This is a genomic window from Streptosporangium amethystogenes, assembly GCF_000721075.1.
Classification (GTDB): Bacteria; Actinomycetota; Actinomycetes; order Streptosporangiales; family Streptosporangiaceae; genus Streptosporangium; species Streptosporangium amethystogenes.
On record NZ_JOEQ01000014.1, the window covers coordinates 45636 to 69418 of the forward strand.

The 23783-nt window shown below is 70.5% G+C and carries 26 protein-coding genes; 18 read left to right on the top strand and 8 right to left on the bottom strand.

Features of this window, described 5'->3' with window-relative positions; translation table 11 throughout:
• Positions 1-19: 19 nt before the first annotated feature.
• The 6 genes from IG98_RS54320 (at position 20) to IG98_RS0121155 (ending at position 3879) form a co-directional block, all read left to right on the top strand.
• Positions 20-145, top strand: a complete 126-nt coding sequence (locus tag IG98_RS54320; protein WP_281178501.1) for a hypothetical protein — start codon at positions 20-22, stop codon at positions 143-145.
• Positions 146-226: 81 nt separating this feature from the next.
• Positions 227-310 carry a putative leader peptide gene (locus IG98_RS54880; RefSeq protein WP_362835314.1) on the top strand — a complete coding sequence of 28 codons (84 nt, stop codon included), beginning with the start codon at positions 227-229 and terminating at the stop codon, positions 308-310.
• A gap of 147 nt (positions 311-457) precedes the next feature.
• A complete protein-coding gene (locus IG98_RS0121140; protein WP_030914616.1) occupies positions 458-2143 on the top strand; it encodes a nitrite/sulfite reductase in 1686 nt (561 codons plus the stop codon).
• Complete coding sequence (locus tag IG98_RS0121145; protein ID WP_012893136.1) at positions 2140-2283, top strand: hypothetical protein; 144 nt, start codon at positions 2140-2142, stop codon at positions 2281-2283. Before IG98_RS0121140 ends, IG98_RS0121145 begins: the two co-directional genes overlap by 4 nt.
• Before the next feature lie 109 nt (positions 2284-2392).
• Positions 2393-3121, top strand: coding sequence for a phosphoadenylyl-sulfate reductase (locus IG98_RS0121150; protein WP_030914622.1), 729 nt, complete (start codon positions 2393-2395; stop codon positions 3119-3121).
• Positions 3118-3879, top strand: a complete 762-nt coding sequence (locus IG98_RS0121155) for a sirohydrochlorin chelatase (RefSeq protein WP_157594437.1) — start codon at positions 3118-3120, stop codon at positions 3877-3879. The genes IG98_RS0121150 and IG98_RS0121155 overlap by 4 nt, the downstream gene beginning before the upstream one ends.
• Before the next feature lie 10 nt (positions 3880-3889).
• Here the strand turns inward: IG98_RS0121155 and IG98_RS0121160 are convergent, their stop codons facing one another.
• From IG98_RS0121160 to IG98_RS0121170, 3 genes are all read right to left on the bottom strand, one after another.
• Entirely contained in the window at positions 3890-4705 is an 816-nt protein-coding gene (locus IG98_RS0121160; RefSeq protein ID WP_030914628.1) for a hypothetical protein, read from the bottom strand.
• A 1-nt stretch (position 4706) separates the two neighbouring features.
• Positions 4707-5201 (bottom strand): SigE family RNA polymerase sigma factor, encoded by a 495-nt coding sequence (locus tag IG98_RS0121165; protein WP_030914631.1) that lies wholly within the window; start codon positions 5199-5201, stop codon positions 4707-4709.
• A 311-nt stretch (positions 5202-5512) separates the two neighbouring features.
• Positions 5513-6250 (bottom strand): DUF1707 SHOCT-like domain-containing protein, encoded by a 738-nt coding sequence (locus IG98_RS0121170; RefSeq protein WP_030914635.1) that lies wholly within the window; start codon positions 6248-6250, stop codon positions 5513-5515.
• A gap of 178 nt (positions 6251-6428) precedes the next feature.
• On the opposite strand from IG98_RS0121170, the gene IG98_RS0121175 reads away from it, so the two are divergent.
• The 4 genes from IG98_RS0121175 to glgX all read left to right on the top strand — a co-directional run bounded on the left by IG98_RS0121175 (position 6429) and on the right by glgX (position 12596).
• The gene (locus tag IG98_RS0121175; RefSeq protein ID WP_037970914.1) at positions 6429-7877 is read left to right on the top strand and encodes an ankyrin repeat domain-containing protein; all 1449 of its coding nucleotides are present in this window, start codon (positions 6429-6431) and stop codon (positions 7875-7877) included.
• Between the two features lie 204 nt (positions 7878-8081).
• Positions 8082-9701, top strand: coding sequence for an isovaleryl-CoA dehydrogenase (locus IG98_RS0121180; RefSeq protein ID WP_030914641.1), 1620 nt, complete (start codon positions 8082-8084; stop codon positions 9699-9701).
• A 97-nt stretch (positions 9702-9798) separates the two neighbouring features.
• Positions 9799-10227, top strand: coding sequence for an OsmC family protein (locus IG98_RS0121185; RefSeq protein ID WP_030914646.1), 429 nt, complete (start codon positions 9799-9801; stop codon positions 10225-10227).
• A gap of 248 nt (positions 10228-10475) precedes the next feature.
• The gene (glgX, locus tag IG98_RS0121190; protein WP_030914649.1) at positions 10476-12596 is read left to right on the top strand and encodes a glycogen debranching protein GlgX; all 2121 of its coding nucleotides are present in this window, start codon (positions 10476-10478) and stop codon (positions 12594-12596) included.
• A 19-nt stretch (positions 12597-12615) separates the two neighbouring features.
• Here the strand turns inward: glgX and IG98_RS0121195 are convergent, their stop codons facing one another.
• A complete protein-coding gene (locus IG98_RS0121195; protein WP_030914652.1) occupies positions 12616-13020 on the bottom strand; it encodes a hypothetical protein in 405 nt (134 codons plus the stop codon).
• A gap of 126 nt (positions 13021-13146) precedes the next feature.
• Here IG98_RS0121195 and IG98_RS0121200 point away from each other — a divergent pair, with 126 nt between their 5' ends.
• The 7 genes from IG98_RS0121200 to IG98_RS50675 all read left to right on the top strand — a co-directional run bounded on the left by IG98_RS0121200 (position 13147) and on the right by IG98_RS50675 (position 18253).
• Positions 13147-13884: a pyrimidine reductase family protein gene (locus IG98_RS0121200; protein WP_030914655.1), complete on the top strand. Its 738-nt coding sequence runs from the start codon at positions 13147-13149 to the stop codon at positions 13882-13884.
• 66 nt (positions 13885-13950) lie between these two features.
• Positions 13951-14316: a hypothetical protein gene (locus IG98_RS0121205; protein ID WP_037970917.1), complete on the top strand. Its 366-nt coding sequence runs from the start codon at positions 13951-13953 to the stop codon at positions 14314-14316.
• Between the two features lie 76 nt (positions 14317-14392).
• On the top strand, positions 14393-15832 hold the full coding sequence (locus tag IG98_RS0121210) for an aldehyde dehydrogenase family protein (protein ID WP_030914660.1): 1440 nt from the start codon (positions 14393-14395) through the stop codon (positions 15830-15832).
• Between the two features lie 52 nt (positions 15833-15884).
• Entirely contained in the window at positions 15885-16268 is a 384-nt protein-coding gene (locus IG98_RS53435) for an acyl-CoA dehydrogenase family protein (protein ID WP_245651651.1), read from the top strand.
• Entirely contained in the window at positions 16174-17076 is a 903-nt protein-coding gene (locus tag IG98_RS0121215) for an acyl-CoA dehydrogenase family protein (RefSeq protein WP_245651652.1), read from the top strand. The genes IG98_RS53435 and IG98_RS0121215 overlap by 95 nt, the downstream gene beginning before the upstream one ends.
• A gap of 482 nt (positions 17077-17558) precedes the next feature.
• A complete protein-coding gene (msrB, locus tag IG98_RS0121220) occupies positions 17559-17960 on the top strand; it encodes a peptide-methionine (R)-S-oxide reductase MsrB (protein ID WP_030914668.1) in 402 nt (133 codons plus the stop codon).
• Positions 17961-18115: 155 nt separating this feature from the next.
• On the top strand, positions 18116-18253 hold the full coding sequence (locus IG98_RS50675) for a hypothetical protein (protein WP_157594438.1): 138 nt from the start codon (positions 18116-18118) through the stop codon (positions 18251-18253).
• Here the strand turns inward: IG98_RS50675 and IG98_RS0121230 are convergent.
• From IG98_RS0121230 to hemG, 3 genes are all read right to left on the bottom strand, one after another.
• On the bottom strand, positions 18232-18795 hold the full coding sequence (locus IG98_RS0121230) for a hypothetical protein (RefSeq protein WP_030914670.1): 564 nt from the start codon (positions 18793-18795) through the stop codon (positions 18232-18234). The two genes, IG98_RS50675 and IG98_RS0121230, sit on opposite strands and share 22 nt — an antisense overlap.
• Before the next feature lie 263 nt (positions 18796-19058).
• On the bottom strand, positions 19059-19799 hold the full coding sequence (gene hemQ / locus IG98_RS0121235) for a hydrogen peroxide-dependent heme synthase (RefSeq protein WP_084195536.1): 741 nt from the start codon (positions 19797-19799) through the stop codon (positions 19059-19061).
• Positions 19763-21205, bottom strand: coding sequence for a protoporphyrinogen oxidase (hemG, locus tag IG98_RS0121240; protein WP_030914675.1), 1443 nt, complete (start codon positions 21203-21205; stop codon positions 19763-19765). The genes hemQ and hemG overlap by 37 nt, the downstream gene beginning before the upstream one ends.
• Before the next feature lie 147 nt (positions 21206-21352).
• Between hemG and IG98_RS0121245 the strand changes: the two genes are divergently transcribed.
• Entirely contained in the window at positions 21353-22363 is a 1011-nt protein-coding gene (locus IG98_RS0121245; protein ID WP_169750157.1) for a DUF4349 domain-containing protein, read from the top strand.
• A gap of 40 nt (positions 22364-22403) precedes the next feature.
• Here the strand turns inward: IG98_RS0121245 and hemE are convergent, their stop codons facing one another.
• On the bottom strand, positions 22404-23441 hold the full coding sequence (gene hemE / locus IG98_RS0121250; protein WP_030914681.1) for a uroporphyrinogen decarboxylase: 1038 nt from the start codon (positions 23439-23441) through the stop codon (positions 22404-22406).
• Between the last annotated feature and the right edge of the window lie 342 nt (positions 23442-23783).

Below are 23783 nucleotides of genomic sequence, written 5' to 3' on the forward strand. Positions count from 1 at the left end.
AACAGCGCAGAATGGAAGCATGATCTGCCAGGAGTGCAAGGCGCGGCGGCACGAGAAGTGCCGGGGTGGCTCGTGGTGCGACTGCCAGCACAAGCCCGCCGACAGGCCCAGGGAGTCGGCGACGAGCTGGCCGCGCCAAGGGTGATCCAGGACCGGATCCCACCTTCGCGTCCAGATTGTGGACCCAACATTGGACATCCGGTGCCACCAAGGTATCGTCGGTGACATGCCAGCGGACCCGTTGCTCGTCGTGCGACGCCACGTCGACCTCCTGCGTGTCCACAGTGCCATCTGTTGTGACGTCCGTTAACCGTCGCCCTCTGCTGATTTCACCCAGCTCGGCCGCGTAACAGGCGTCCTCCTCTGAGTAATCACCCCCGCACTCAACGACGAGGCGGGAGGTGCCGCCCGTGCGCGTCCGGAAATCATCCCATCGAGCCTCAAAAAGGACGCGCACATGACGACCCCGGCCCGGCCGGTCAACCGACACCACAAGCGCCCGCGTGGCGAAGGTCAGTGGGCTCTCGGTTACCGCGAACCGTTGAACAAGAACGAGGAGAACAAGAAGAACGATGACGGGCTCAACGTCCGTCAACGGATCATCGACGTCTACTCCAAGCGGGGCTTCGACTCCATCGACCCCTCCGACCTGCGTGGCCGGATGCGCTGGTTCGGTCTCTACACCCAGCGCAAGCCCGGGATCGACGGCGGCAAGACCGCGATCCTGGAGCCGGAGGAGCTTGACGACCGCTACTTCATGCTCCGGGTCAGGATCGACGGCGGCCGGCTCAACCTGGCGCAGTTGCGGGTCATCGCCGACATCTCCAACCTCTACGGCCGGGGCACCGCCGACGTCACCGACCGGCAGAACATCCAGCTCCACTGGATCGAGATCGAGGCCGTCCCCGACATCTGGGAGCGCCTGGAGTCGGTGGGCCTGTCCACCACGGAGGCCTGTGGCGACACCCCGCGCGTCATCCTGGGCTGCCCGCTGGCCGGGATCGACACCGACGAGGTCATCGACGGCTCCGCGCAGATCCAGGAGATCTACGACACCTACATCGGCGACCCCGCCTTCTCCAATCTGCCGCGCAAGTTCAAGGCGGCGGTGAGCGGGTGCCCGGCGCACTGCACCGTGCACGAGATCAACGATGTGGCGTTCGTGGGCGTCGTGAACGACAAGGGCGAACGGGGCTTCGACCTCTGGGTGGGCGGCGGCCTGTCCACCAACCCGATGCTCGGCAAGCGACTGGGGGTCTTCCTCACCCCCGAGCAGGTCGCCCCCGCCTACGGCGGCGTGATCGGCATCTTCCGCGACTACGGCTACCGCCGCCTGCGGCACCGGGCCCGGATCAAGTTCCTGATCAACGACTGGGGTGCGGAGAAGTTCAGGGAGATCCTGGAGACGGAGTACCTCGGCCACGCCCTGCCCGACGGCCCCGCGCCCGAGCAGCCGCGCGGCGGCCGCAGGGACCACGTGGGCGTCTTCCCGCAGAAGGACGGCAACTTCTACGTCGGTTTCGCGCCGAAGGTCGGCCGCCTGGACGGTGACAAGCTGCACCTGATCGCCGACATCGCCGAGCGGCACGGTTCCAACCGGGTGCACACCACCGTCGAGCAGAAGATGGTCATCCTCGACGTAACGCCCGACCGGGTCGACAGCCTCGTCGCCGAACTGGAGGCCGGCGACCTGCAGGTCAACCCCTCCACCTTCCGCCGCCAGACCATGGCGTGCACCGGGATCGAGTTCTGCAAGCTGGCCATCGTCGAGACCAAGGCCACCGCGGCCGACCTGATCGACGAGCTGGAGCAGCGGCTGCCCGACTTCAAGAACCCGCTGACCATCAACGTCAACGGCTGCCCCAACTCCTGCGCGCGCATCCAGGTCGCCGACATCGGCCTGAAGGGCCAGCTCGTCGTCAACGACAAGGGCGAGCAGGTCGAGGGCTTCCAGGTGCACCTGGGCGGCTCGCTGGGCGTCAACCCGGGCTTCGGCCGCAAGGTCCGCGGCCTGAAGACCACCTCCGAGGAGCTTCCCGACTACGTGGAGCGGGTGCTGCGCAACTTCGAGGAGCAGAAGAAGGACGACGACGAGACCTTCTCCGACTGGGTGCAGCGCGCCGACGACGCGGACCTGAAATGAGCGAGCGAGCCGTTCCCTTCCACTGCCCGTACTGCGGCGAGGAGGACCTGGAGCCCTACGAGGGCGACGGCGGCTGGTACTGCCGGTCGTGCGTACGTGCCTTCAAGTTGAAGTTTCTCGGAATCGGGGTGCGCTCGTGACGCGCGGCGAATCCGACGCGGCCCTCGCGAGCCGCACGGTCCAGACGGCGAGTTCCGGCGCGACGAGCGCACCGCTCAGCGGGGCGAATGAGGATTGGGTGAACGGGCGATGACACTGGTGGACATCGAGATCGGGTTACGGCAGCAGCGGAGTACGTTCGAGCTGCAGGACATCGTCGAGTCGGCCTCCCGCTTCCTGGCGGACGCCTCGGCCCTGGAGATCATCCGCTGGGCGGCGGCGACCTTCGGCGACCGGCTCTGCCTGACCGCCTCCATGGCCGACGCCCTGCTGATCGACCTGGTCAGCCGGGTCAAGCCCGGCGTGGACGTGCTGTTCATCGACACCGGCTACCACTTCGCCGAGACGATCGGCACCCGGGACGCGGTCCAGCAGGTCTACGACGTGAACGTGATCAACGTGCAGCCGTCCCGGACCGTCGCGGAGCAGGAGCGCGACCTGGGCCCGCGCCTGTTCGGCCGCAACCCCGACCTCTGCTGCTACCTGCGCAAGGTCGAGCCGCTCAACCGCGCGCTGGAGCCCTACCTCGCCTGGGTCTCCGGCATCCGCCGCGACGAGGCGGTCACCCGCGCCGGCGTCAAGGTCGTGGAGTGGGACGCCAAGCGCCAGATGGTCAAGATCAACCCGATCGCCAGCTGGACGCAGGACGACGTCGACAACTACATGGCCGACAACGGGGTGCTGATCAACCCGCTGCACTACGACAACTACCCCTCGATCGGCTGCGCCCCCTGCACCCGCCAGGTCGCCCCGGGAGAGGACCCGCGCAGCGGTCGCTGGGCAGGCATGGGCAAGACCGAGTGCGGGCTGCACGTATGACGTGGCGCTCCCCCGGCGCCGCTTCCGTGACACCGCTGATCGCGGTGGCGCACGGGTCCCGTGACCCGCGCGCCGCCTCGACCGTGGAGGATCTGCTCGACCTGGTACGGGACGCGCGCCCGGAACTCCTCGTACGTACCGCCTACCTCGACCACGCCGCCCCGACGCTCCCCGCGGCGCTGTCGGGCCTGACCGAGGCGGTGGTGCTGCCGCTGCTGCTCACCGAGGCCTACCACAGCCGGGTCGACATCCCCGGCGCGCTGGCCGAGGCCACGGCCCGCCGGCCCCTGCTGCGCGTGCACGCGGGCGCCACCCTGGGCCCGCACCCGCTGCTGGTCACCGCGCTGGAGCGGCGGCTGGCCGAGGCGGGGGTGGAGCCCGGCGAGACGGGCACCGCCGTGGTGCTGGTCTCGGCGGGCTCCAGCGACCCGCGGGCCAACGCGACGGTCGCCCGGATCGCCGGAGACTGGGCGACGCGGCGCGGCTGGCGGTCGGTGAGCGCCGCCTACGCCTCGGCCGCCGGTCCCACCCCGCAGGAGGCGGTGCTGCGCCTGCGGCGCTCCGGGGCCACCAGGATCGTCGTCGCCCCCTACCTGCTGGCCCCCGGCCACTTCGCCGACAAGATCCGCCGCGAGACCCTGGCCGCGGGCGCCGACGTCGTCGCCGACGTGCTGGGCGCCGCCCCGGAGCTCGCGGCGGTGCTGCTGGAGCGCTACGACCGGGCCGCGCACCGGCGAAGGGTGCTCGCCACCGCCTGATCCCGCCGGGTCACGAGGGATTCGGGGGTGCGGTGGCCTCGCCCTCGCAGCGCAGCAGGACCATCTCCCCGGTTCTCGGATCCACCTGGCGCACGTTGTCCCGGCAGACGGGGAAGATCACCTCCCGTACGCTGACCGACCACTTCAGCGGGAAGGGTTTCGCTTCGGCGAGCTGTGCCTCCCAGCCCTCGAAGTGTTCGTCCATCCCTTCGAGCAGCATGTTCATCGTCTTGCCCGTGCTGTCGATCTCGCCGGGCAGTACGGCCGCGGACACGACCCGCCCACCGGCCGCCGGACTCTCCCGCTTCTTGATCGTCGTGGCGCTCCGGTCCTCTTGGAAGATCGCTAATGGGAATCCGTCGGGGCCGGTTCCGCAGAGCTGCCTTCTGGGAGGGCCGTCGTCGATCCAGACGACCGCCCGCCGCAGCGGCCCGGAGCAGTGGACGGTCACCGTCATCGAACCGCTTCCGGACCCGAGCCGTAGTTCCTCACGTGCTCCGCCGGTCCCGAAGCTGCGGGTCATGACCTCACGCACGGGATACGGTTCTCCCAACGGCTGTGACACGGTCGGCGGGACGGCGGACGGCCGGGCCATGACGCCGGTCCAGACATCGGCGCCGTTCGCGGTGTCGCCGCCGGGGAGGACATTGAGCGCCACCGCCACGGTGAGGGCGGCCGCGGCCGCGCCGGCCGTGCCCCAGCGGCGGCGCCTGATCGCGCGGACTCGCCGGTGCACGTCGACGACGGCCACGCCCTTGCGGTGATCCTCGCCCCCGCCCCCGTCCCCGGCCAGAATCTCGCGCAGTTCGGATTCGGTGATCGTCATCTCAGCTCCCCGTGGTGATCGCGGCGGTCGCGGGATCGACCCGCAGTTTGCGCAGTGCCCGGCTGGCCTGGCTGCGCACGGTCGGCACCGAGCAGCCGAGGATCTCGGCGATCTGCTGGTCGGGCAGGTCGGCGAAGTACCGCAGCACGATCACGGCCCGCTGCCTGCCGGGAAGCCCGGCCAGGACCTGCCTGACCGCCTCCCGGCCGGCCACCGCGTCCTCCGCGGCCTCGTCCGGTGTCTCGGGGAGGTCCGCGCTCGGCACCTCCCCCCGCCACCTGCGCCGCCACCAGCTGGCATGGGTGTTGGACAGGATGCGGTAGACGTAGGGGTCCGGATCGTCGCCCACTCTCCGCCAGGCGAGCCACGCCTTGGCCAGGGCCGTCTGCAGCAGGTCCTCCGCCGTGCCCCAGTCGCGGCACAGCAGGTAGGCGGTCCGCAGCAGGCGGGCCGAGCGCTGCTCCACATAGCGCTCGAAGTCGGCCCGGTCTCGCATCGGGGGATCCTCCCTGCTCGGTGTATGTCACCGAGCACTACGCTCCGGGCACCCCGAGACGTTGCACGCGTCCGGAGACTCACCCGCCGGGGGCGCGGGGAGGGATCCCGGACGGGGAGGGACAGAGGCGGCCAGGCGCGCGGTCACGCGGCGCGGAGAGGCTCAGAGGGGCCGGAGTGGCCCGGGGAGTGGTGCGGTCCCGGGTACGGAGGCGGCCCGAGGTGTGCTGGGTCGTGCCGCGGCCCGGGAGTGGCACCGCGCCGGGCGGCGCCTAGCGAGCCAGGTGAGAGACCCCGCGGGCGGGGGAGCCGTCAGTGGCCGGGCAGCCGGGGAGGTCTGGGCGGCCGGGGAGGGTGCGCTGAGCTCCAGGGCTGGGGGGGCGGGTGGATCTGGTGAGGGTGTGCCTTAGCGGGCAGTTCGCCGCGCATCTGGTCCCACTGCTCCCGCCAGGCGGCCCACTGCTTCTTGAGGGGCTTGGCCCGCGAGTCTCCGACCACCTTGATGTCCCCCATGAGGACATAGGCCTTGACCCGGACGATCGGCACGTTCGTGCCCGGCGGCGCCTCGATCACCTGGACCTTCTTGTCCCCCATGATGGCGATGCCGTCGAGTTCGACGTCCACGCCGTCCGGGACGATGATCTTCACGTCGCCCATGATCGCGGTGGCCATGATGTCGACCACTCCGGTGCGGACCTCGGCCTGGCGCAGGTCCAGCACGACGTCGCCCATCACCGCGACGGCGCCGAGCGGCTTGTCGATCCGCCAGGTGCCGCGCCGCTTGGAGCTGCCCATCACCGCCACGAACCAGCGTCGCGCCGCCCCGCCCCGCTCGGCCGGAGGGTAGGCGAGGGCGGGCGCCGGGTGGCCACCTGGCAGGTCCGCGGTGAGCACGGCCAGCTCGGCCTGGGTGAGGGCGGTGTAGGCCGCCTCGGTGCGCTCGGTCAGCTCCCCGAGGGTCAGCCGTCCCTCGACGGAGGCGACCCGCAGCCATTCGACGGCTGCCTCCCGCTCGGCGTCCGAGACCCGCATTTCCCCAGGATCATTCATGACTCACAACATATCGCGAGTTGTCTGCATAGAGGATCCCCCAGAAGGTAGGAAGCCAGACCTGCCGACGCTCCCGCACCGGGCACCGCGTCCACCATACGGCGACGCGGGGCATCGCGCCGGGCGTCGCGGCCGGTGTACGGCCTCCTCTCCGAGGCAGGCAATAGGATCCCTAGGCATGTACCGAGAACTCCTGGACGCGGTGACGGGTAACGACGCCGAGCGGGTCGAGCGGCTGCTGCAGAGCGGGACGAGCGCCGACCCCGACGGCGCGGAAGAGCCCACCGCCCTGTACCTGGCATCGAGCGCGGGGCGCGTGGCCATCGTGCGCGCACTGCTGGCCCATGGAGCCGACCCCAACCGGATCAGCGGCGGACAGGACGCGGGGCTGCCCCTGTGCGCCGCCTCGGCCTGGGACCGCGTCGAGACCGTGGAGGCACTGCTGGCCGCCGGGGCCGACGTGTCCGGGCGGGAGACCGACGGGTGGACCGCCGTACTCTGGGCCGCCGCCAACGGGCGGGCCGACGCCGTCCGTACGCTGCTCGCGGCCGGGGCGGACCCCGAGGACGCCAACGAGGGCGGCGACACCGCGCTCACCCTGGCCACCCGGCGCGGCGCCCTGGGCGTCGTGCGCGCGCTGCTGGAGGCCGGCGCCGAGGCCGACCGGCCCGACGGCGACGGCGACACGCCGCTGTCCATCGCCTACGACTGGCTCGGCACCCAGCTGGAGAGCGCGCTCCTTGAGCAGCTCACCGAGCAGGCCCCCGAGGGCTCGCAGTTCGTCGTGGGCCGCAGCCGGGCCACGGACGGCACCGACCTGGTGACCGTCGCGGCGGCAGGCCCGGACGGGACCCGGGTGGCCGAGCTCACCTGCCAGCGCGGGCACGCGGCCGTCGCGACCCTGCTGGAGGACGCGACGGGCGAGCGACTGCCCTTCGACGAGATGGTCGAGCGGGCGATGCCCTACCGCGACATCGACGAGGAGGCCGAGACCTGGTGGACCGTGGCGAGCTCGCTGAGCCGGCGCGGCGACGGCGAGACCTTCGACGCGGTGGCGCGGCTGTGCGCGGCTGAGGATCCGCGCAAGCGGGAGTTCGCCGTCGACGTGCTCGCCGAGTTCGGCTTCACCGAGGACGAGAAGCCCTTCCTGGAGGAGGCGCTGCCGATCCTGCGGCGGATGGCGGCCACCGAGGGCGACGAGCGGGTGCTGCGCTCGGTGCTCGGCGCGCTCGGTCACCACGCCGACCCGCGCGCCCTACCCGAGGTGCTGGAGATCATCACCTCCGACGGCTGGACCCGCACCCAGGCCGACCCCGCCGCGCTGGCCGCCGTCCTGCCGTCCGGCCACGCCGAGGGGCTCGCGCTGCTCATCTCGATGACCGAGGACCCCGACGCGGAGGTACGCGACTGGGCGACCATGGGCCTGGCGGGTCTGGCGCAGGACAATGAGCTGATCCGCGACGCGCTCGCCGCCAGGCTCGACGACGAGGATCTGAACACTGTCGCCGAAGCCACCCGCGGTCTGGCCACCCGGGGGGACGCCCGTGCCCAGCGAGGCGCCGACCGCGTGCTCGCCGAGAGCGACGAGGACGACGACTACGTCCGCGACCTGGTCAAGAACCTCTGAACCGCGAGCCGTACGCGCGACTCCGCCCGGTTCGCGCCGGGGCGGAGGACGCGTACGGCGGGAGGCCGTTCCCGGAGGCCGCCCCTCCAACTTCACACGAAAGTCGGACATAGCGCCACAATTAAGTGCGCCAACCCGCCGGAGGGATGTTGAGATAGGCACAGGAGCCGGCGACGGGCCGGATGAGTTCACCGGAGGCCCTACGTGACCCATGACGTCTTCAACCAGGCAGATCCGCTCACCCGGCACGATGTGTCCGCCGACGCCGCCCTCATGGCCGGCGTGGACCGGGAGGGCGCGGGATGGGCCACGGGGGAACTGCGCAGGCTCGGCCTCCTCGCCGGTTCCGAGCAGGCCCAGGAGTGGGGACGGCTGGCGAACGAGCATCCGCCCGTGCTGCGCACCCATGACAGGTACGGGCGGCGGATCGACGAGGTGGAGTTCCACCCCGCCTGGCACGAGCTGATGACCGTCGCCGTCGAGGGCGGCATGCACGCCACCCCGTGGACGAGCGCCAGGCCGGGCGCGCACGTGGCCCGCGCCGCCAAGTTCTATCTCTGGAGCCAGGTCGAGGCGGGGCACGGCTGCCCGATCTCGATGACCTACGCGTCGATCGCCGCGCTGCGCCACAGCCCGGTGCTCGCCGCCGAGTGGGAGCCGCTGCTGGCCTCGCGGAGCTACGACTTCGGGCTGCGCCCGCCGCTGGGCAAGCGCGGTGTGCTCGCCGGGATGGCGATGACCGAGAAGCAGGGCGGCTCGGACGTGCGGGCCGGCACCACCCGCGCCGAGCCGCTGAGCGACGGAAGCTACCTGCTGACCGGGCACAAGTGGTTCAACTCCGCCCCGATGTGCGACGTGTTCCTGGTTCTCGCCCAGGCCCCCGGCGGGCTGTCGTGCTTCCTGCTCCCCCGGATCCTGCCGGACGGCACCCGCAACGCCGTCCAGCTGATGCGGCTGAAGGAGAAGCTGGGCAACCGGTCCAACGCCAGCGCCGAGGTGGAGTACCACGGCGCGACGGCCCATCTGGTGGGCGAGGAGGGCCGGGGCGTGCGGACCATCCTGGAGATGGTCAACATGACCCGGCTGGACTGCGTGATCGGCTCCGCGGCCGGCATGCGGTACGGCGTCACGCAGGCGGTCCACCACGCCAGGCACCGCGCCGCGTTCGGCAGGAAGCTCGCAGACCAGCCGCTGATGCGCAACGTGCTGGCCGACCTGTCCCTGGAGTCGGAGGCGGCGACCGTCCTGATGACGCGGCTGGCCGGCGCCACCGACCGGGCCATCGCCGGGGACCGGGCCGAGGCCGCGCTGCGCCGCACCGCGCTGGCCGTGAGCAAGTACTGGGTCTGTAAGCGCGCTCCGGTGCACGCGGCCGAGGCGCTGGAGTGCCTGGGCGGCAACGGCTACGTCGAGGAGTCGCAGATGCCCCGCCTGTTCCGCGAGTCGCCGCTCAACGGCATCTGGGAGGGCTCGGGGAACGTCGCGGCACTGGACGTGCTGCGTGCCCTGGGCCGCGAGCCCGAGGCCCAGGAGGCGTTCTTCGCCGAGGTCTCGCTCGCCTCCGGCGCCGACCGCCACCTGGACGCCGCCGTCGACCGGCTGCGCAAGTCGCTGGACGACACGACGGACATCGAGGCCCGCGCCCGGCGCGTCGCCGAGGACATGGCCCTGGTGCTGCAGGGGTCACTGCTCGTGCGGCTGGCGCCGGCGGCCGTCGCCGACGCCTTCTGCCTCTCCCGGCTGTCCGGCGACGCGGGCCGTGCCTTCGGCACGCTCCCCCCCGGCCTGGATCTGGACGTCCTCGTCGAGCGCGCCTCCTACTGACCCCCGGCGGGCGTTGCGGGGCCGTTCGGGCATCGGCTCCGGGCAGGCGAGTAGGGTCGGTCCTGGTTGACTCTTCATGATCGAAAGGATGATCGCCATGGCGACGACACGTACCGCGACGACCCAGTGGAAGGGCTCGCTGCTGGAGGGCTCGGGCAACGTCTCCCTCGACTCCTCCGGGGTGGGCACGTTCGACGTGTCCTGGCCCTCGCGCGCCGAGCAGGCAAACGGCAAGACCTCTCCGGAGGAGCTCATCGCGGCCGCTCACTCCTCGTGCTTCTCGATGGCCCTGTCCAACGGGCTGGCCAAGGCGGGCACCCCGCCGCAGACCGTGGAGACCAAGGCAGACGTGACCTTCCAGCCGGGTGAGGGCATCACCGGGATCGTCATCTCGGTCCGCGCCCAGGTCGACGGTCTGACCGCCGAGCAGTTCCAGGAGGCGGCCGAGAACGCCAAGGCGAACTGCCCGGTGAGCAAGGCTCTCGCGGGCACGACGATCAGCCTCAACGCCGAGCTGCTGAGCTGATCACGGCCTGCCGGCCATGATCGGGCTGATCACGGTCGACCCGCTCATCGGGTGATCACCGCCTGGGTGACCACCGCGCCTGCGTGACCACGCGTGTCCCAGAGGACACGCGTGGTCACGAGACGGCCACGGACCGCGTACGGACGATGCACCAAGAGACTAGGACAAAGCTCCTCAACACCACCGTAAGGTGACAAGGGCGAGAACACCCTGCACAAGGGGGCCCCATCAGAGGAGAATAGGGTCACATGCGCGAAGTCTGGCCAGGAGAGTCCTATCCGCTTGGCGGCACCTGGGATGGTGTGGGCGCCAACTTCTCCCTGTTCTCCGAAGCCGCCGAACGAGTCGAGCTCTGCCTTTTCGGAGATGACGGGCACGAGGAACGCGTCGAGCTGACCGAGGTCGACGGGTTCGTCTGGCACGGCTACCTCCCGGGGATCATGCCGGGACAGCGGTACGGCTACCGCGTCCACGGTCCCTACAGCCCCTCTCAGGGGGACCGGTGCAACCCCTCCAAGCTGCTCCTCGATCCCTACGCCAAGGCCGTCGAGGGCGACCTGAAATGGAACGAGGCGCTCTTCTCCTACCGGTTCACCGATCCCGGCAGCCGCAACGACACCGACACCGCCCCCTTCATGCCGAAGAACGTGGTGGTCAACCCGTTCTTCGAGTGGGGAAACGACAGACCGCCCCGGACCCCGTACCACCAGACCGTGATCTACGAGGCGCATGTCCGCGGGCTCACCATGCGCCACCCCGCGGTGCCCGCCGAAAAGCGCGGTACCTACGCGGGACTGGGCCACCCCGCGGTCATCGACCACCTGCTGAGCCTGGGCGTCACCGCGGTGGAGCTGATGCCGGTGCACCAGTACGTGCCCGAGCACGCGATGGTCGCCAGGGGCCTGACCAACTACTGGGGCTACAACACGATCGCCTTCCTGGCCCCGCACGCCGCCTACTCCGCCTCGGGCCAGCGCGGCGAGCAGGTGCAGGAGTTCAAGGCGATGGTACGGGCACTGCACGAGGCGGGGATCGAGGTCATCCTCGACGTGGTCTACAACCACACCGCCGAAGGTGACCACATGGGGCCCACACTGAGCTTCCGTGGCATCGACAACAGGGCGTACTACCGCCTGCACGACGGCGACCGGCGCTACTACCTCGACTACACCGGCTGCGGAAACTCCCTCAACGTCCGCTCGCCGCACGCCCTCCAGCTGATCATGGACTCGCTGCGCTACTGGGTCCTGGAGATGCACGTGGACGGCTTCAGGTTCGACCTGGCCTCCGCCCTCGCCCGCGAACTGCACGACGTCGACCGGCTGAGCGCCTTCTTCGACCTGATCCAGCAGGACCCGGTGATCTCCCAGGTGAAACTGATCGCCGAGCCGTGGGACGTGGGGCCCGGCGGCTACCAGGTCGGCAACTTCCCGCCGCTCTGGATGGAGTGGAACGGCAAGTACCGCGACAGCGTCCGCGACTTCTGGCGCGGCAGCGGGTCCGCGCTGCCCGAGTTCGCCTCCCGGCTGACCGGCTCCGCCGACCTCTACGCCACCTCGGGGCGCCGCCCCGTGGCCTCCATCAACTTCGTCACCTGCCACGACGGGTTCACCCTGACCGACCTGGTCTCCTACGACCGCAAGCACAACGAGGCCAACAAGGAGAACAACCGCGACGGCACCGACGACAACCGGTCGTGGAACTGCGGGGTCGAGGGCCCCGCGGAGGACCCGGGGATCGTGAGCCTGCGCAAGCGCCAGCGCCGCAACTTCCTGGTCACCCTGTTCATCTCCCAGGGCGTGCCGATGCTGCTGGCCGGTGACGAGTTCGGCCGGACCCAGGGCGGCAACAACAACGCCTACTGCCAGGACAACGAGATCTCCTGGATCGACTGGTCACTGGCCTCCGAGGAGGCGGACCTCCTCGACTTCGTCAGGAGCCTCTCCAAGCTGCGGCGCGAGCACCCCGTGTTCCAGCGGCGCCGCTTCTTCCACGGCGACAAGGCCGACGACGGCACCCGCGACATCGTCTGGCTCACCCCGGCGGGAGAGGAGATGTCGGCGAGCGACTGGCACACCGGCTACGCCAAGTCACTGGCCGTCTTCCTGAACGGCGACGCCATCACCGAGCCGGGCACCCGCGGCGAGCGGATCACGGACGACTCGTTCCTGCTCCTGATCAACGCCCACCACGAGGAGATGATCTTCACCCTCCCCGGGGCGAAGTACGGCAAGCGGTGGCGGCGGGTGCTGGACACCGCCGACAAGGGGACGGAGTTCCTCTCGCCTCCGCAGGAGTCCTGGCCGGCCGAGAGCGTGGTGGAGGTGACCGCCCGCTCGGTGCAGATCCTGCACTGCGAGCGGGCGTAGGGCCGCCCTCTCGCGGCCTTCAGGCCCCTGACGCGATCGCGGCGGTGAGCAGGACGAGCACGAACGTCGCCACACCGGCCGCGCCGTGCAGCACGACCGCGACCATGGGGAAGCGCTGCTCGGCGCCGCGGGCGTGGCGTCCGCCGCCCAGCCAGCGGGTGAACATGGTGAAGCCCAGCAGCGCGGAGACGGCGAGGACGCCGAACGACAGCCAGGCGAAGGCCGGCTCCAGAGTGCGTACGTACACGATCCAGCAGGCCAGGGCAGAGACCGCCAGGGCCGGATGGGCGAAGATGAGCAGCGCGGGAAAGCGGGTGACCTTGGTCGCCTGCTGGCGGAGCCCTCCCCCGGAGAGCCACAGGTACAGCAGGTAGATCCCGACCATCGCGGTGATCAACCATGTCACGATCGTGACCAGCCCCACACAGCCCTCCCGTGTCTCCCGGAACGAATCATGTACCGGGAGCCGTCTTGAGTCACCCCAGCCCTCAGATCCAGTATCGACCGCTCCGGGAGAATTCACAGGTCGTTTCCATGCGAAGGTAGGAGAATGCGCCTCATTCACCCCGAGACCTCGGCCGAGGTCGACCTTGTCCGCGCCTATGCCTACCCGGCCGGCCCCTGCCTGCGGATCAACATGGTCGCCAGCGCCGACGGCGGCACCTGGCTGAAGGGACTGTCCGGCGGGCTGTCCGGCAGGGGCGACCGCCAGGTCTTCTGGACGCTGCGCGGGCTGGCCGACGTCGTCCTGGCCGGCGCGGCGACCGTGCGGGCCGAGGGGTACGGCCCGGCGCGGCCCAGGCCGTCGTGGCAGGGGCTGCGCGAGGGCCGCCCGGCCGCCCCGCCGGTGGCGGTGATCACTCGCGGGCTTGACCTCGACCTGTCGGCCCCCCTGTTCACCGAGGCGGAGCCATACGCCCGGACCATCGTCATCACCTGCGAGGCCGCTCCCAAGGAGCGCCGCCAGAAGGCCGCCGGGTGCGCCGAGGTGATCGTGGCCGGGGGCGACCGGGTGGATCCGGTGCTGGCGGTGGAGGCGCTCCGCGGGCGCGGCCTGAACCGGGTGCTCTGCGAGGGCGGCCCGAAGACCAACGCCCAGCTGGCCGCCGCGGACCTGGTCGACGAGCTCTGTCTCACGGTGAGCCCGCTGCTGATCGGCGGGGACGCCGCCCGCGCCCTCGACGGCCCTCCCTCGCTCACCCGCCTGCGCCTGGCCCACGTGCTGGAGGACGAGGGGTTTCTCTTCACACGGTATGTCCGGCAGGACGAGAGGGCCGGAACCCTCTAGCGCCGGAGGTCCCGGCGTTCCATGATCCGTGTGGACATACCTCTAAAGAAACGATATATCTCGACCATGGAACGATCATCCTCCTCCGGCGACGAATTGCGCGCCTCACTCGAGGCCCGCCGGGACCTCGGACCGGAATACGAAGACTCCCTCGTCGAGGGTTTCCTGGAGAAGATGGACCGGGAGATCGACAAGCGGGTGGACGACCGGCTCGCCGCCCGCAAGGAGAGTCCCGCGGTCCGCCCCTCCGCGGACGCCGGGCAGCGACTGGCGCTGGCGATCGTCTCCCTGACGACCGGGATACCCGCGACGATCGGGCTGGCCTTCTCCGGCCTGGGCGACTCGATCCTCGCGTTCATCCTGGTGCTCGTGTGGGTCGGCATCATCGGCGTGAACATGTCGTTCGCCCTCGCGCGGCGGCGCCAGAGCTGACCGCCCGCTTCCACTTCTGCGTCAAGCAAGCGTACGCTTGGGCAAGTTTCCGGTACGGCTGACGCGGGAGTGACGAGTGGACGAGTACCGCAATCTGATCGGCGGCCGCCTGGTGGCCGCGGCCGACGGCCGCACGCTGGACTCCGTCAACCCCGCCACCGGCGAGGTCTGGGCCCGTGTCCCGGCGAGCGGCAGGGCCGACGCGGAGGCCGCCGTCGCGGCGGCGCGCGCGGCCTTCCCCTCCTGGTCCGCCATGCCCGCACTCGGCCGGGCGCACTTCCTGCGCGGGGTGTCGGAGGTCTTCGCCCGGCACGCCGAGGAACTGGCCAGGATCGAGACCAGGGACAACGGACGCATCCTGCGGGACACGCTGAAGAAGGACCTGCCCGGCATGACCCACCTGTGGCAGATCGCCGCCGGGCAGGTGCTCGACGCGGTCAAGGGGGAGACGGTGATCCTCGGCCCGGACAGCCTTGGCCTCACCCGTCGCGAGCCGTACGGGGTGGCGCTCTGCGTCATCCCGTGGAACTCCCCCATCTCGACGTTCTCCGCCAAGGCGGCCTACGCGCTGGCCGCGGGGAACACCGTGATCGTCAAGCCCGCCGAGCAGGCCTGCGCCTCGGTGCTGCGCCTCGGCGAGCTGCTGGCCGAGGTGCTCCCGCCCGGCGTGCTCAACATCGTCAGCGGCCTCGGCGAGGACGTCGGCGACCCGCTGGTCAGGCACCGCGGGGTCAACAAGATCAGCCTCACCGGCTCCACCCAGACCGGGCAGGCGATCACCCGGGCCTCGGCCGACCACCTCAAGCCGCTGACGTTCGAGCTGGGCGGCAAGTCACCGAACATCGTGTTCTCCGACGCCGACCTGGACGCCGCCGCTCAGGGGGTGACCGTCAACTCGGTCTACACCGGCAACGCCGGACAGGTCTGCGTGGCCGGCTCCCGCATCCTGATCCACCGGCCGGTCTGGGACGAGATGATCGGGCGGATCACCGCGATCGCCTCGCACGTCCGGCTGGGCGACCCGCTCGACATGGCCACCACGATGGGACCGATCGTCTCGGCCGGGCAGTACGAGCGGGTCGCCTCCTATCTGGAGATCGCCGAGAAGGAGGGCGCCGAGCTGGTGTTCGGCGGCCAGACGGGGGCCGACGTGGTCCCGTCCATGCCCGGCGGCTACTGGGTGGCCCCCACCCTGTTCACCACCTCCGACAACGCGCTGCGCGTCTGCCAGGAAGAGATCTTCGGTCCGGTGGCCGTGGCCATCCCCTTCGACACCGAACAGGAGGCTCTGACGATCTCCAACGACTCCCCCTACGGGCTCGCCGCCGGCGTGTGGACCCGCGACCTCGGCCGCGCCCACAGGTTCGTCCGCGACCTGCAGAGCGGCACCGTCTGGGTCAACACCTTCCGCCAGATGCCCCCGGGGCTGCCGTTCGGCGGCGTCAAGGACTCCGGGTACGGGCACGACGCCGTGCTGGAGTACACCAGGGAGAAGGCCGCGATCATCCATATCTGACGGACGGACCACGCCCCTTACCAGAAACCGAATATGGTTCTAGAGTCTGGGCATGGGAATCGCGATCACCGAGGAGCACCGGGCGCTGGCGGCCTCCGTCCACGGCTTCGCCGGACGGAACATCGCGACGCGCGGCATGGACCACGAGCCGTTCCGCGTCGCGCTGGCCGCGCAGGGCCTGCTCGGGCTTCATCTGCCCGAGGCGTACGGAGGGCAGGGCGGCGGCCTGCGGGAGCTGGCGGTCGCCCTGGAGGCGCTCGGCGAGCACTGCACGCCGGGTTCCCACCTGCCCACGGTCCCGGCCTCGGCCGTGGGGGCGCGGAGCCTCCCCGCTGGAGCAGGTGGTCATCCACCAGGAGTTCAGGGATGTCAAACGCCCCAACCTCGGCATCGCCGCCTGGGCGGTCCCCTCCATCGTCCGCCACGGCACCCCTGAACAGCAGGAACGCTTCCTGCCTGGCACGTTCACCCGCGAGATCACCTGGTGCCAGCTCTTCAGCGAACCCGGCGCGGGCTCCGACCTCGCCTCGCTGTCCACCAGGGCCGTACGGGTGGAGGGCGGCTGGTCGCTGAACGGCCAGAAGATCTGGACCTCCCTCGCGCAGTGGGCGCAGTGGGCGATCTGCCTGGCCAGAACCGACCCCGGCGCCCCCAAACACGAGGGCATCACCTACTTCCTCGTCGACATGTCCTCCCCCGGCGTCACCGTCCGCCCGCTGAAGGAGATCAACGGCGACGAGATCTTCAACGAGGTCTTCCTGGACGACGTCTTCGTCCCCGACGACCTGGTCATCGGGCAGGTCAACGGGGGCTGGCGGGTCGCCCGCGACACCCTTTCCCACGAGCGCGTCGCCCTGGGTGACTCCTGGGGGCCCGGCTCCGGGCACACCGACATGGTCGCCCTGATCGACACCCTGGGCGGCCCCGGAGCACTCCGCCCCTCCGCCCTGGAGGAGGCGGGCCGCCGGTGGGCGTCGGGGCAGGCCATCTCCGCCCTGGGCCTGCGCGTGACGCTCTCCCAACTGACCGGGGGCGACTCCGGCACCGCCTCCAGCGTCCGCAAGCTGCTGGGGATGCGCCACTCCCAGGCGGTGTCGGAGTTCTGCTGGTCCATCGCGCCGGACTCCCCGTACTGGAACCGCATGATCCTCGCCACTCGCGCCTTCACCATCGGTGGCGGCACCACGGAGGTCCAGCTCAACATCATCGCCGAGCGCGCGTTGGGCCTTCCCCGTGACCCCTGAGCCCGGGGCCGCCGTTCGGGCGCGGGTGGCCGACCGGCCGCGGCGGGGATCGACGGAAGGCGGATCGTCATCGCGGCCGGTTAGAGGACTCCGTCCCGGAGGAGCCGGAGGCTGATCGCGAGCGACGGCTCACCGGTTGGCGGAAACCCCACGAAAAGCCGGGCGGGAGGGCGGGTCCGCCCCGGAGCCGCCACGGCGGCGGGACCGGGCACTCGACGGGGCGGACCGTATGACCACCTGCCTCATACCCACCGGGCCCAGGCGCTGGCGCGCCACCCGGACGGCGGCATTCCGGCCGGCCCGCGAAACGTGGGCGACCGGGCAGGTGATCTCACCCCTCAACGGGAAGGTGAATCACCCTCCACACTTTTAAAGACGCCAAAACGGTCATCAAAGGATGCTTCACCCATCAAGATTTTTCCGAACGAGGCGACCCGGGCCTCCCCCCTTCACACGCCACAGCGACCGCATAGGCTGATGTGATGGACAAGGTGGTAAAGAGCGACGCCGAATGGCGCGTCCAGCTCTCTCCCGAGGAGTTCCGTGTGCTTCGTCAGGCCGGGACCGAGCGCCCCTTCACCGGGGAGTACGTCGACACCAAGACCGTGGGCGTCTACAGCTGCCGGGCCTGCGGCACCGAGCTGTTCCGGTCCGACACCAAGTTCGACAGCCACTGCGGCTGGCCGAGCTTCTACGAGCCGTCGAAGTCCGACGCGGTGACGCTGATCGAGGACCGCTCGATGGGCATGGTCCGCGTCGAGGTCCGGTGCGCGACCTGCGACTCACATCTCGGCCACGTGTTCCACGGCGAGGGCTACGGCACGCCCACCGACGACCGCTACTGCATCAACTCCGTCTCGCTGAGACTGGAGTCCACCGAGTAGGCCGACGCCTCGCGCGTCGCGATCCGGCCGGTCCGCGACGCGCGGGGACAGTCACATCGGTCCATTCCGGAGGTTAGTGAGGCGCAGGAAGGGGCAGAGCGACCTCACGCAAAGTATTCACGTATCTCCGTAGCGTGTCTGCCCAAGGAGCCCCCGTGCATCTCCGCCACAAGTGGGAGATCGTTGAGACCATCGGCCGGGTGATCACCCAGCGCTGTTCGATCTGCGGCAGGACCAGGGTCCGGGTGACCCGGCCCGAGCACCGCGCGGACTACCGCCTCGGCTTGGGGTAGGTGACGCGGCAGTCGGGATCGTCAGGGCCCAGGACGTTGGCCAGAACCGGGTTGCCGTTCTCTCCGAACTCGGCCTGGACGAAGACCACGGGGCTGGGCATGCCGAGCTCTCCGACGAGATAGTCGACGCCCGCCTCGCACAGCTTGATCGCCTGCTTCGAGTTGTCCGCCGATTCCGGCAGGTCCGTATATATCCGTAGATAGCCACCGACCATCCGGATATCCCTGACCCGCTTGGTCGCCTTGCGGCTCTCGAAGTAGGCCAACGCCTCCTTGTCGGTGTGCTTGGAAGGTCCCGACGCCTTGGCCTCACCGGCCCTCTGACGCTTCTTCTCCACCTTGGAGGACTTCGTGTCCTCCTTGCCCTTTCCGTCCAGTTCGGCGGCCACCACCGCGCCCGCCACGGGGTCCCCCTGCGGCGCCACGGTGGGCGGGCCGCCGAAGACCGGCACCCGAGCCACCTCGCCCCTCTGGGCCGTCTCCCCGGAAGACCACACCCCGCTCACCGCGAACGCCCCCACCACCAGTGCGGCGGCGCCCACAGAGATCTCAAGGAGCCGTGAGCGAGACTTCTTTCTCCGGCGTCCCCGAGCACGCCGCCTGGACCGTGCCAGACCTTCACCCCTTTTCACCCTTGGCCTCACATAGACAGGTGATTTCTCACGAGTATGACAAAGGCAGGGGATGGCAAAGAGACCTACGCGGGATTATTTTCGGCGGGCCGTCACAGCAGCCACACCCCTCATCCCGCGGAACAGGAGTCCCGCCGCCGGAAGCCGGACTCCGCGACGACGGGCCCCGGGGACTACGGCAGTGCGGCGATCAGCTCGCTGGGCGGCTTGCGGACACCGGTGTAGAAGGGGATCTCCACCCGGGTGTGCCGCCGCGCCTCCGCACCGCGCAGAGTGCGCATCAGGTCGACGATGCGGTGCAGTTCGTCGGCCTCGAACGCCAGCATCCACTCGTAGTCGTTCAGCGAGAAACAGGCCACCGTGTTGGCGCGCACGTCCGGGTAGTCGCGAGCCATCCTGCCGTGCTCGGCGAGCATCCGGCGGCGGTCCGCGTCGTCCAGCAGGTACCACTCCAGGGAGCGCACGAACGGGTAGACGCTCACGTACGCGCGGGGCTCCTCCTCGGCCAGGAAGGCCGGGATGTGCGACTTGTTGAACTCGGCCGGACGGTGCAGCGCCATGGCCGACCAGACCGGCTCGGACAGCCGCCCCAGGCCGGTACGGCGGAAGCGGGAGTAGGTCTCCTGCAGGTCCTCAGAGGTCGGGGCATGCCACCAGAACATGAAGTCGGCGTCGGCGCGGAAGCCCGCCACGTCGTACAGGCCGCGGGTGACCACGTCCTTGCGCTCCATCTGGGCCAAGAGCTCCTCGACCTCGTCGGCCATGCCCTCACGGTGCCCCGGGCAGCGCTCGCTCAGTTTGAAGACCGACCACATCGTGTAGCGGATCACCTGGTTCAGGTCTCGTGCCTTGGGCCGCGGGTTCCCGTCCGTAGTCCTCACCCCTTCGTCAGCGAATCGGTTCTGTCCTGCCATTCTCCCGTGGGGTCCAGGTGGTCGAGAATCCGGGCTGCCGCGGTGCGGGCCGTGGAGACGCAGGCGGGGATGCCGAGGCCGTCGTAGGCGGCACCGCACAGCGCCAGCCCCGGCGCGGCGGCGGCTGCCGCCCGGATGCGCGCCACCCGGTCGAGGTGACCCACCTCGTACTGTGGCAGGCCACCGCCCCAGCGGGTCACCCGCGAGTCGCGAGGCAGCCCACGTACGCCCATGACCTCGACCATCTCGGCCATCGCCAGCGCGACCAGTTCCGCGTCGTCGCGCTGAAGCACCGCCTCCTCGCCGAGCCTGCCGATCGAGCAGCGCAGCAGGATCAGGTTGGGGTCCGTCTCCGCCAGGTGCGGCCACTTGACCGAGCTGAACGTGGCGGCCTTGATCGGGCGCCCGTCGACGGCCGGAACCAGGTAGCCACTGCCGGACGGCGGCCGGGGAAACGCCTCCCGTGGGTAGGCGAGGGTGACGACGGCCATGCTGGCGTACTCGATCCTGGCCAGCTCCGCGGCGGCCTGGGGCACCTCCTCCCCGAGCAGCCGGCTCGCCGCCGGGGCGGGAACGGCGACGATCACCGCGTCGGCCTCGATCGTCTCCGGCTCCCTGGCGGGTCCGGCCACCAGCTTCCAGCCGCCCTCGGTCCGCCGCAGCTCCCTGACCATGACGCCGGTCCTGATCTCGGCCCCGGAGGCGGCGGCGACGGCCTCGGGGAGGCTGCCCATCCCCCGGCTCAGGGTGGTGAAGACCGGCCCCGCGTCCTTCGGGGCGTCCGCGGCGATCTCCCCTGCGGCGGCGAGCAGCGACCGCTCGGTCCTGGCCGCGATAGCGACCCTCGGCATGGTCGCGTCCAGCGAGAGCCGCTCGGTCCTGCCCGCGTAGACACCGCCGAGCAGCGGCTCGATGAGCCGGTCGACCACCTCTTTGCCCATCCTGGCCCGGATGTAGGCCGCCACCGACACGTCGGTGGTGATCCGAGTCGCCGGGAGGATCCGGTCCAGTGCCACCCTGGCCAGCCCGCCGGGGGAAAGGATGCCCGACCTCGCCAGCGCGGAGAGGTCGGACGGCACGCCCATGACCTGTCCCTTGGGCATGGGCCGCAGCGCGCCCCGGGTCAGGATGGCCGCCTGGGTGGTGCCGGGAAGCCGCAGTTCCTCGCCCAGCCCGACCATCCTGGCCAGTTCCTTGCCCTCGGGCCGCCGGGCGAGCATCGCCTCGGCCCCCACGTCCACCGCGACGCCCGCCACCTCGGTGGCGTGCAGCTTGCCCCCGACCCGCGAGGCGCCTTCAAGGACGGTCACCCGCAGGTTCTCGCCGCCCTGACGCAGATGCCACGCGGCGGCCAGTCCGGCGATCCCGCCGCCGACGACCACCACATGTCTCCGGTTGCCTTCCATGACTCCTGACCGTACCGGTCAACCCCCCCGGTCCCGACGCCCGCCTCTGCGCCCCGTCCTCCCTGTGACCTGGCGGCGCGCAGAACGTGACGCCATCGTGACTGCCCCGCACCGAACTCCGCCACCGCACCCGCCGTCATGAGGTTCATGAGTAGATTCCGGTACGGTCCGCGCCTGGCGGTCCTCTTGACGGGCCTGACGCTGTTGGTGTCCGCCTGCGGCGGGGGTTCCCTCCAGTCCACGTCCTACGAGGGAGCGGCACCCGCGGTCGACGTGCAGGTGGGCGGCCAGCCCCGCGTGGCGGCTCCCGAGAACGCGAGCAAGGCCGGGGGCGGCTCCCCGCAGACCGGCCAGGTGAAGATCGTCCCGCAGGACCGGGCGATCGTCTACACGGCGGAGATGACGGTCAGGGCGAAGGAGGTCACCGCGGCGGCCGACCGGGCCCGGCAGATCGTCACCGCCGTGGGCGGCTACCTGGCCATGGAGAACTCCGACGCCCGCTCCGACGGCGAGGGCTCCGCGACACTGGTCTTCAAGATCCCGCCGGGGAACTATCCGGGCACGCTCGACCGTCTGGGCAGGGAGCTGGGCACCCGCGAGTCGCTCCGGCAGAACACCGAGGACGTCACCGAGCAGGTGGCCGACGTGGAGAGCCGCCTGCAGTCGGCCAAGGCCGCGCTCGACTCCCTGCGCACGCTGCTGAAGCGGGCCAACACCATCGGTGAGGTGCTCAAGGTGGAGCGTGAGGTCTCCGACCGCGAGAGCGAGCTGGAGTCCCTGCAGGCCAGGCAGAAGACCCTCGCCTCGCAGACCAGTGCGGCGACGCTGACGCTGAACCTGGTCGGTCCGGCGGCCGTGGTGCAGAAGAAGGAGGACGACGAGCCCGCCGGCTTCCTCGGCGGTCTGCGGACGGGCTGGAAGGCTTTCGTCGTCGCCGTCAAGCACGGCCTGACGCTCCTGGGTGTGCTGCTTCCCTGGCTGATCGTGATCGTCCCGGCCTGGCTGCTGACCGCCTTCCTGCTCCGCCGCGGGCGGAATGGGGAGCGGCCGCTCGCCGCGGGCTCCGAGGACCCGGAGCCCGACCCCGACGAGGAGCCTCTCCCCGCGAGTGATCCGCGGGGAGACGACGAACCCGAGGGAGCCCACGGGCGTCCCTAGTCCCAGGCGAGTGGTGCCGGCGCACCGGCGCCGGGGGCGGTCAGCGGGCGGAGGCCTCGTGGACGAAGTCGGTGAGGCGGGCCAGCTGGTCGGGGTCGGTGCCCGGCAGCACGCCGTGCCCCAGGTTGAACACATGTCCCTCGGCCTTGGCCGCGCGGGTGAGAATGTCGCCCGCGCGGCGCTCCACGACCTCCCACGGGGCGAGCAGGATCGCCGGGTCCAGATTGCCCTGCAGCGCCTTACCCGGGCCGACCCTCCGGGCGGCCTCGTCGAGCGGTACCCGCCAGTCGACGCCCACCACGTCGGCCCCCGCCTCACCGAGCAGGCCGAGCAACTCTCCGGTGCCGACGCCGAAGTGGATACGCGGCGCGTCCATACCGGCCAGGCCGTCGAAGATCCGACTGGTGTAGGGGAGGACGAACTCGCGGTAGTCGTCGGGCGACACCGCGCCGACCCAGGAGTCGAAGAGCTGGACGGCGGAGACTCCCGCGGCGAGCTGCACGCGCAGGAACCCCAGGGTGATCTCGGTCAGCCGATCCATGAGGGCGTGCCAGAGGCCCGGCTCGCCGTACATCATGGCCTTGGTGTGGTCGTGGTTCTTGGAAGGGCCGCCCTCGATGAGGTAGGAGGCCAGGGTGAAGGGGGCTCCCGCGAAACCGATGAGCGGGGTCGCGCCCAGCTCCTTCGTCAGCGCCTGGACTGCCTCGGTGATGTAGGAGACGTCGTCCGGCTCGATCGGGCGCAGCGCCTCGGCCGCCCTGGCATCCCTGATCGGCGCGGCCACCACCGGGCCGATACCGGGCTTGATGTCCAGGTCGACGCCGATCGCCTTGAGCGGGACGACGATGTCACTGAAGAGGATGGCCGCGTCCACGCCGTAGCGGCGGACCGGCTGCATCGTGATCTCCACGACCAGGTCGGGGGTGGCGCAGGCCGTGAGCATCGGCACCCCCTCGCGGAGCGCCCGGTACTCGGGCAGCGAGCGACCTGCCTGGCGCATGAACCACACCGGTGTGTGGGGTACGGGCCGGCGGCGGCAGGCGCGCAGGAAAGCGGAGTCGGCGGGCTCGGAAGTCACCCCACCAGGGTGCCATGCCCGGTGACCGGTCGGTTCACCACGGTCACTGACCGGCGAGATCAGCCCGAAATCACCAGTTATTCAATGAGATTGCACCTCTCACCACCCTGGCACCGTCAAGTGATGACAACGATAATGTTTTACCGGTTTCGAGAGCTTCATCCACTGAAATCCGATGTTGACGCCAGCCGGACGGCGCCGCACTGCACGAAGCGATCATGTTTCCGGGTACAGTTCCTCCCATCGGTGATCCTGGGTCGGCCCCTGGCTGGTCCAAATGTTCGCCAAGTCACCGCGCGGCATCGATTCCTGCACCACTTTGGGGACACGCCGAGCACGCTG

Bases quoted from the DNA above. Each gene is read 5' to 3' on its own strand.
- IG98_RS54320 (WP_281178501.1), top strand. From the start codon at position 20: ATGATCTGCCAGGAGTGCAAGGCGCGGCGGCACGAGAAGTGCCGGGGT.
- IG98_RS54880 (WP_362835314.1), top strand. From the start codon at position 227: ATGCCAGCGGACCCGTTGCTCGTCGTGCGACGCCACGTCGACCTCCTG.
- IG98_RS0121140 (WP_030914616.1), top strand. From the start codon at position 458: ATGACGACCCCGGCCCGGCCGGTCAACCGACACCACAAGCGCCCGCGT.
- IG98_RS0121145 (WP_012893136.1), top strand. From the start codon at position 2,140: ATGAGCGAGCGAGCCGTTCCCTTCCACTGCCCGTACTGCGGCGAGGAG.
- IG98_RS0121150 (WP_030914622.1), top strand. From the start codon at position 2,393: ATGACACTGGTGGACATCGAGATCGGGTTACGGCAGCAGCGGAGTACG.
- IG98_RS0121155 (WP_157594437.1), top strand. From the start codon at position 3,118: ATGACGTGGCGCTCCCCCGGCGCCGCTTCCGTGACACCGCTGATCGCG.
- IG98_RS0121160 (WP_030914628.1), bottom strand. From the start codon at position 4,705: ATGACGATCACCGAATCCGAACTGCGCGAGATTCTGGCCGGGGACGGG.
- IG98_RS0121165 (WP_030914631.1), bottom strand. From the start codon at position 5,201: ATGCGAGACCGGGCCGACTTCGAGCGCTATGTGGAGCAGCGCTCGGCC.
- IG98_RS0121170 (WP_030914635.1), bottom strand. From the start codon at position 6,250: ATGAATGATCCTGGGGAAATGCGGGTCTCGGACGCCGAGCGGGAGGCA.
- IG98_RS0121175 (WP_037970914.1), top strand. From the start codon at position 6,429: ATGTACCGAGAACTCCTGGACGCGGTGACGGGTAACGACGCCGAGCGG.
- IG98_RS0121185 (WP_030914646.1), top strand. From the start codon at position 9,799: ATGGCGACGACACGTACCGCGACGACCCAGTGGAAGGGCTCGCTGCTG.
- glgX (WP_030914649.1), top strand. From the start codon at position 10,476: ATGCGCGAAGTCTGGCCAGGAGAGTCCTATCCGCTTGGCGGCACCTGG.
- IG98_RS0121200 (WP_030914655.1), top strand. From the start codon at position 13,147: ATGCGCCTCATTCACCCCGAGACCTCGGCCGAGGTCGACCTTGTCCGC.
- IG98_RS0121205 (WP_037970917.1), top strand. From the start codon at position 13,951: ATGGAACGATCATCCTCCTCCGGCGACGAATTGCGCGCCTCACTCGAG.
- IG98_RS53435 (WP_245651651.1), top strand. From the start codon at position 15,885: ATGGGAATCGCGATCACCGAGGAGCACCGGGCGCTGGCGGCCTCCGTC.
- msrB (WP_030914668.1), top strand. From the start codon at position 17,559: ATGGACAAGGTGGTAAAGAGCGACGCCGAATGGCGCGTCCAGCTCTCT.
- hemQ (WP_084195536.1), bottom strand. From the start codon at position 19,799: ATGGCAGGACAGAACCGATTCGCTGACGAAGGGGTGAGGACTACGGAC.
- hemG (WP_030914675.1), bottom strand. From the start codon at position 21,205: ATGGAAGGCAACCGGAGACATGTGGTGGTCGTCGGCGGCGGGATCGCC.
- IG98_RS0121245 (WP_169750157.1), top strand. From the start codon at position 21,353: ATGAGTAGATTCCGGTACGGTCCGCGCCTGGCGGTCCTCTTGACGGGC.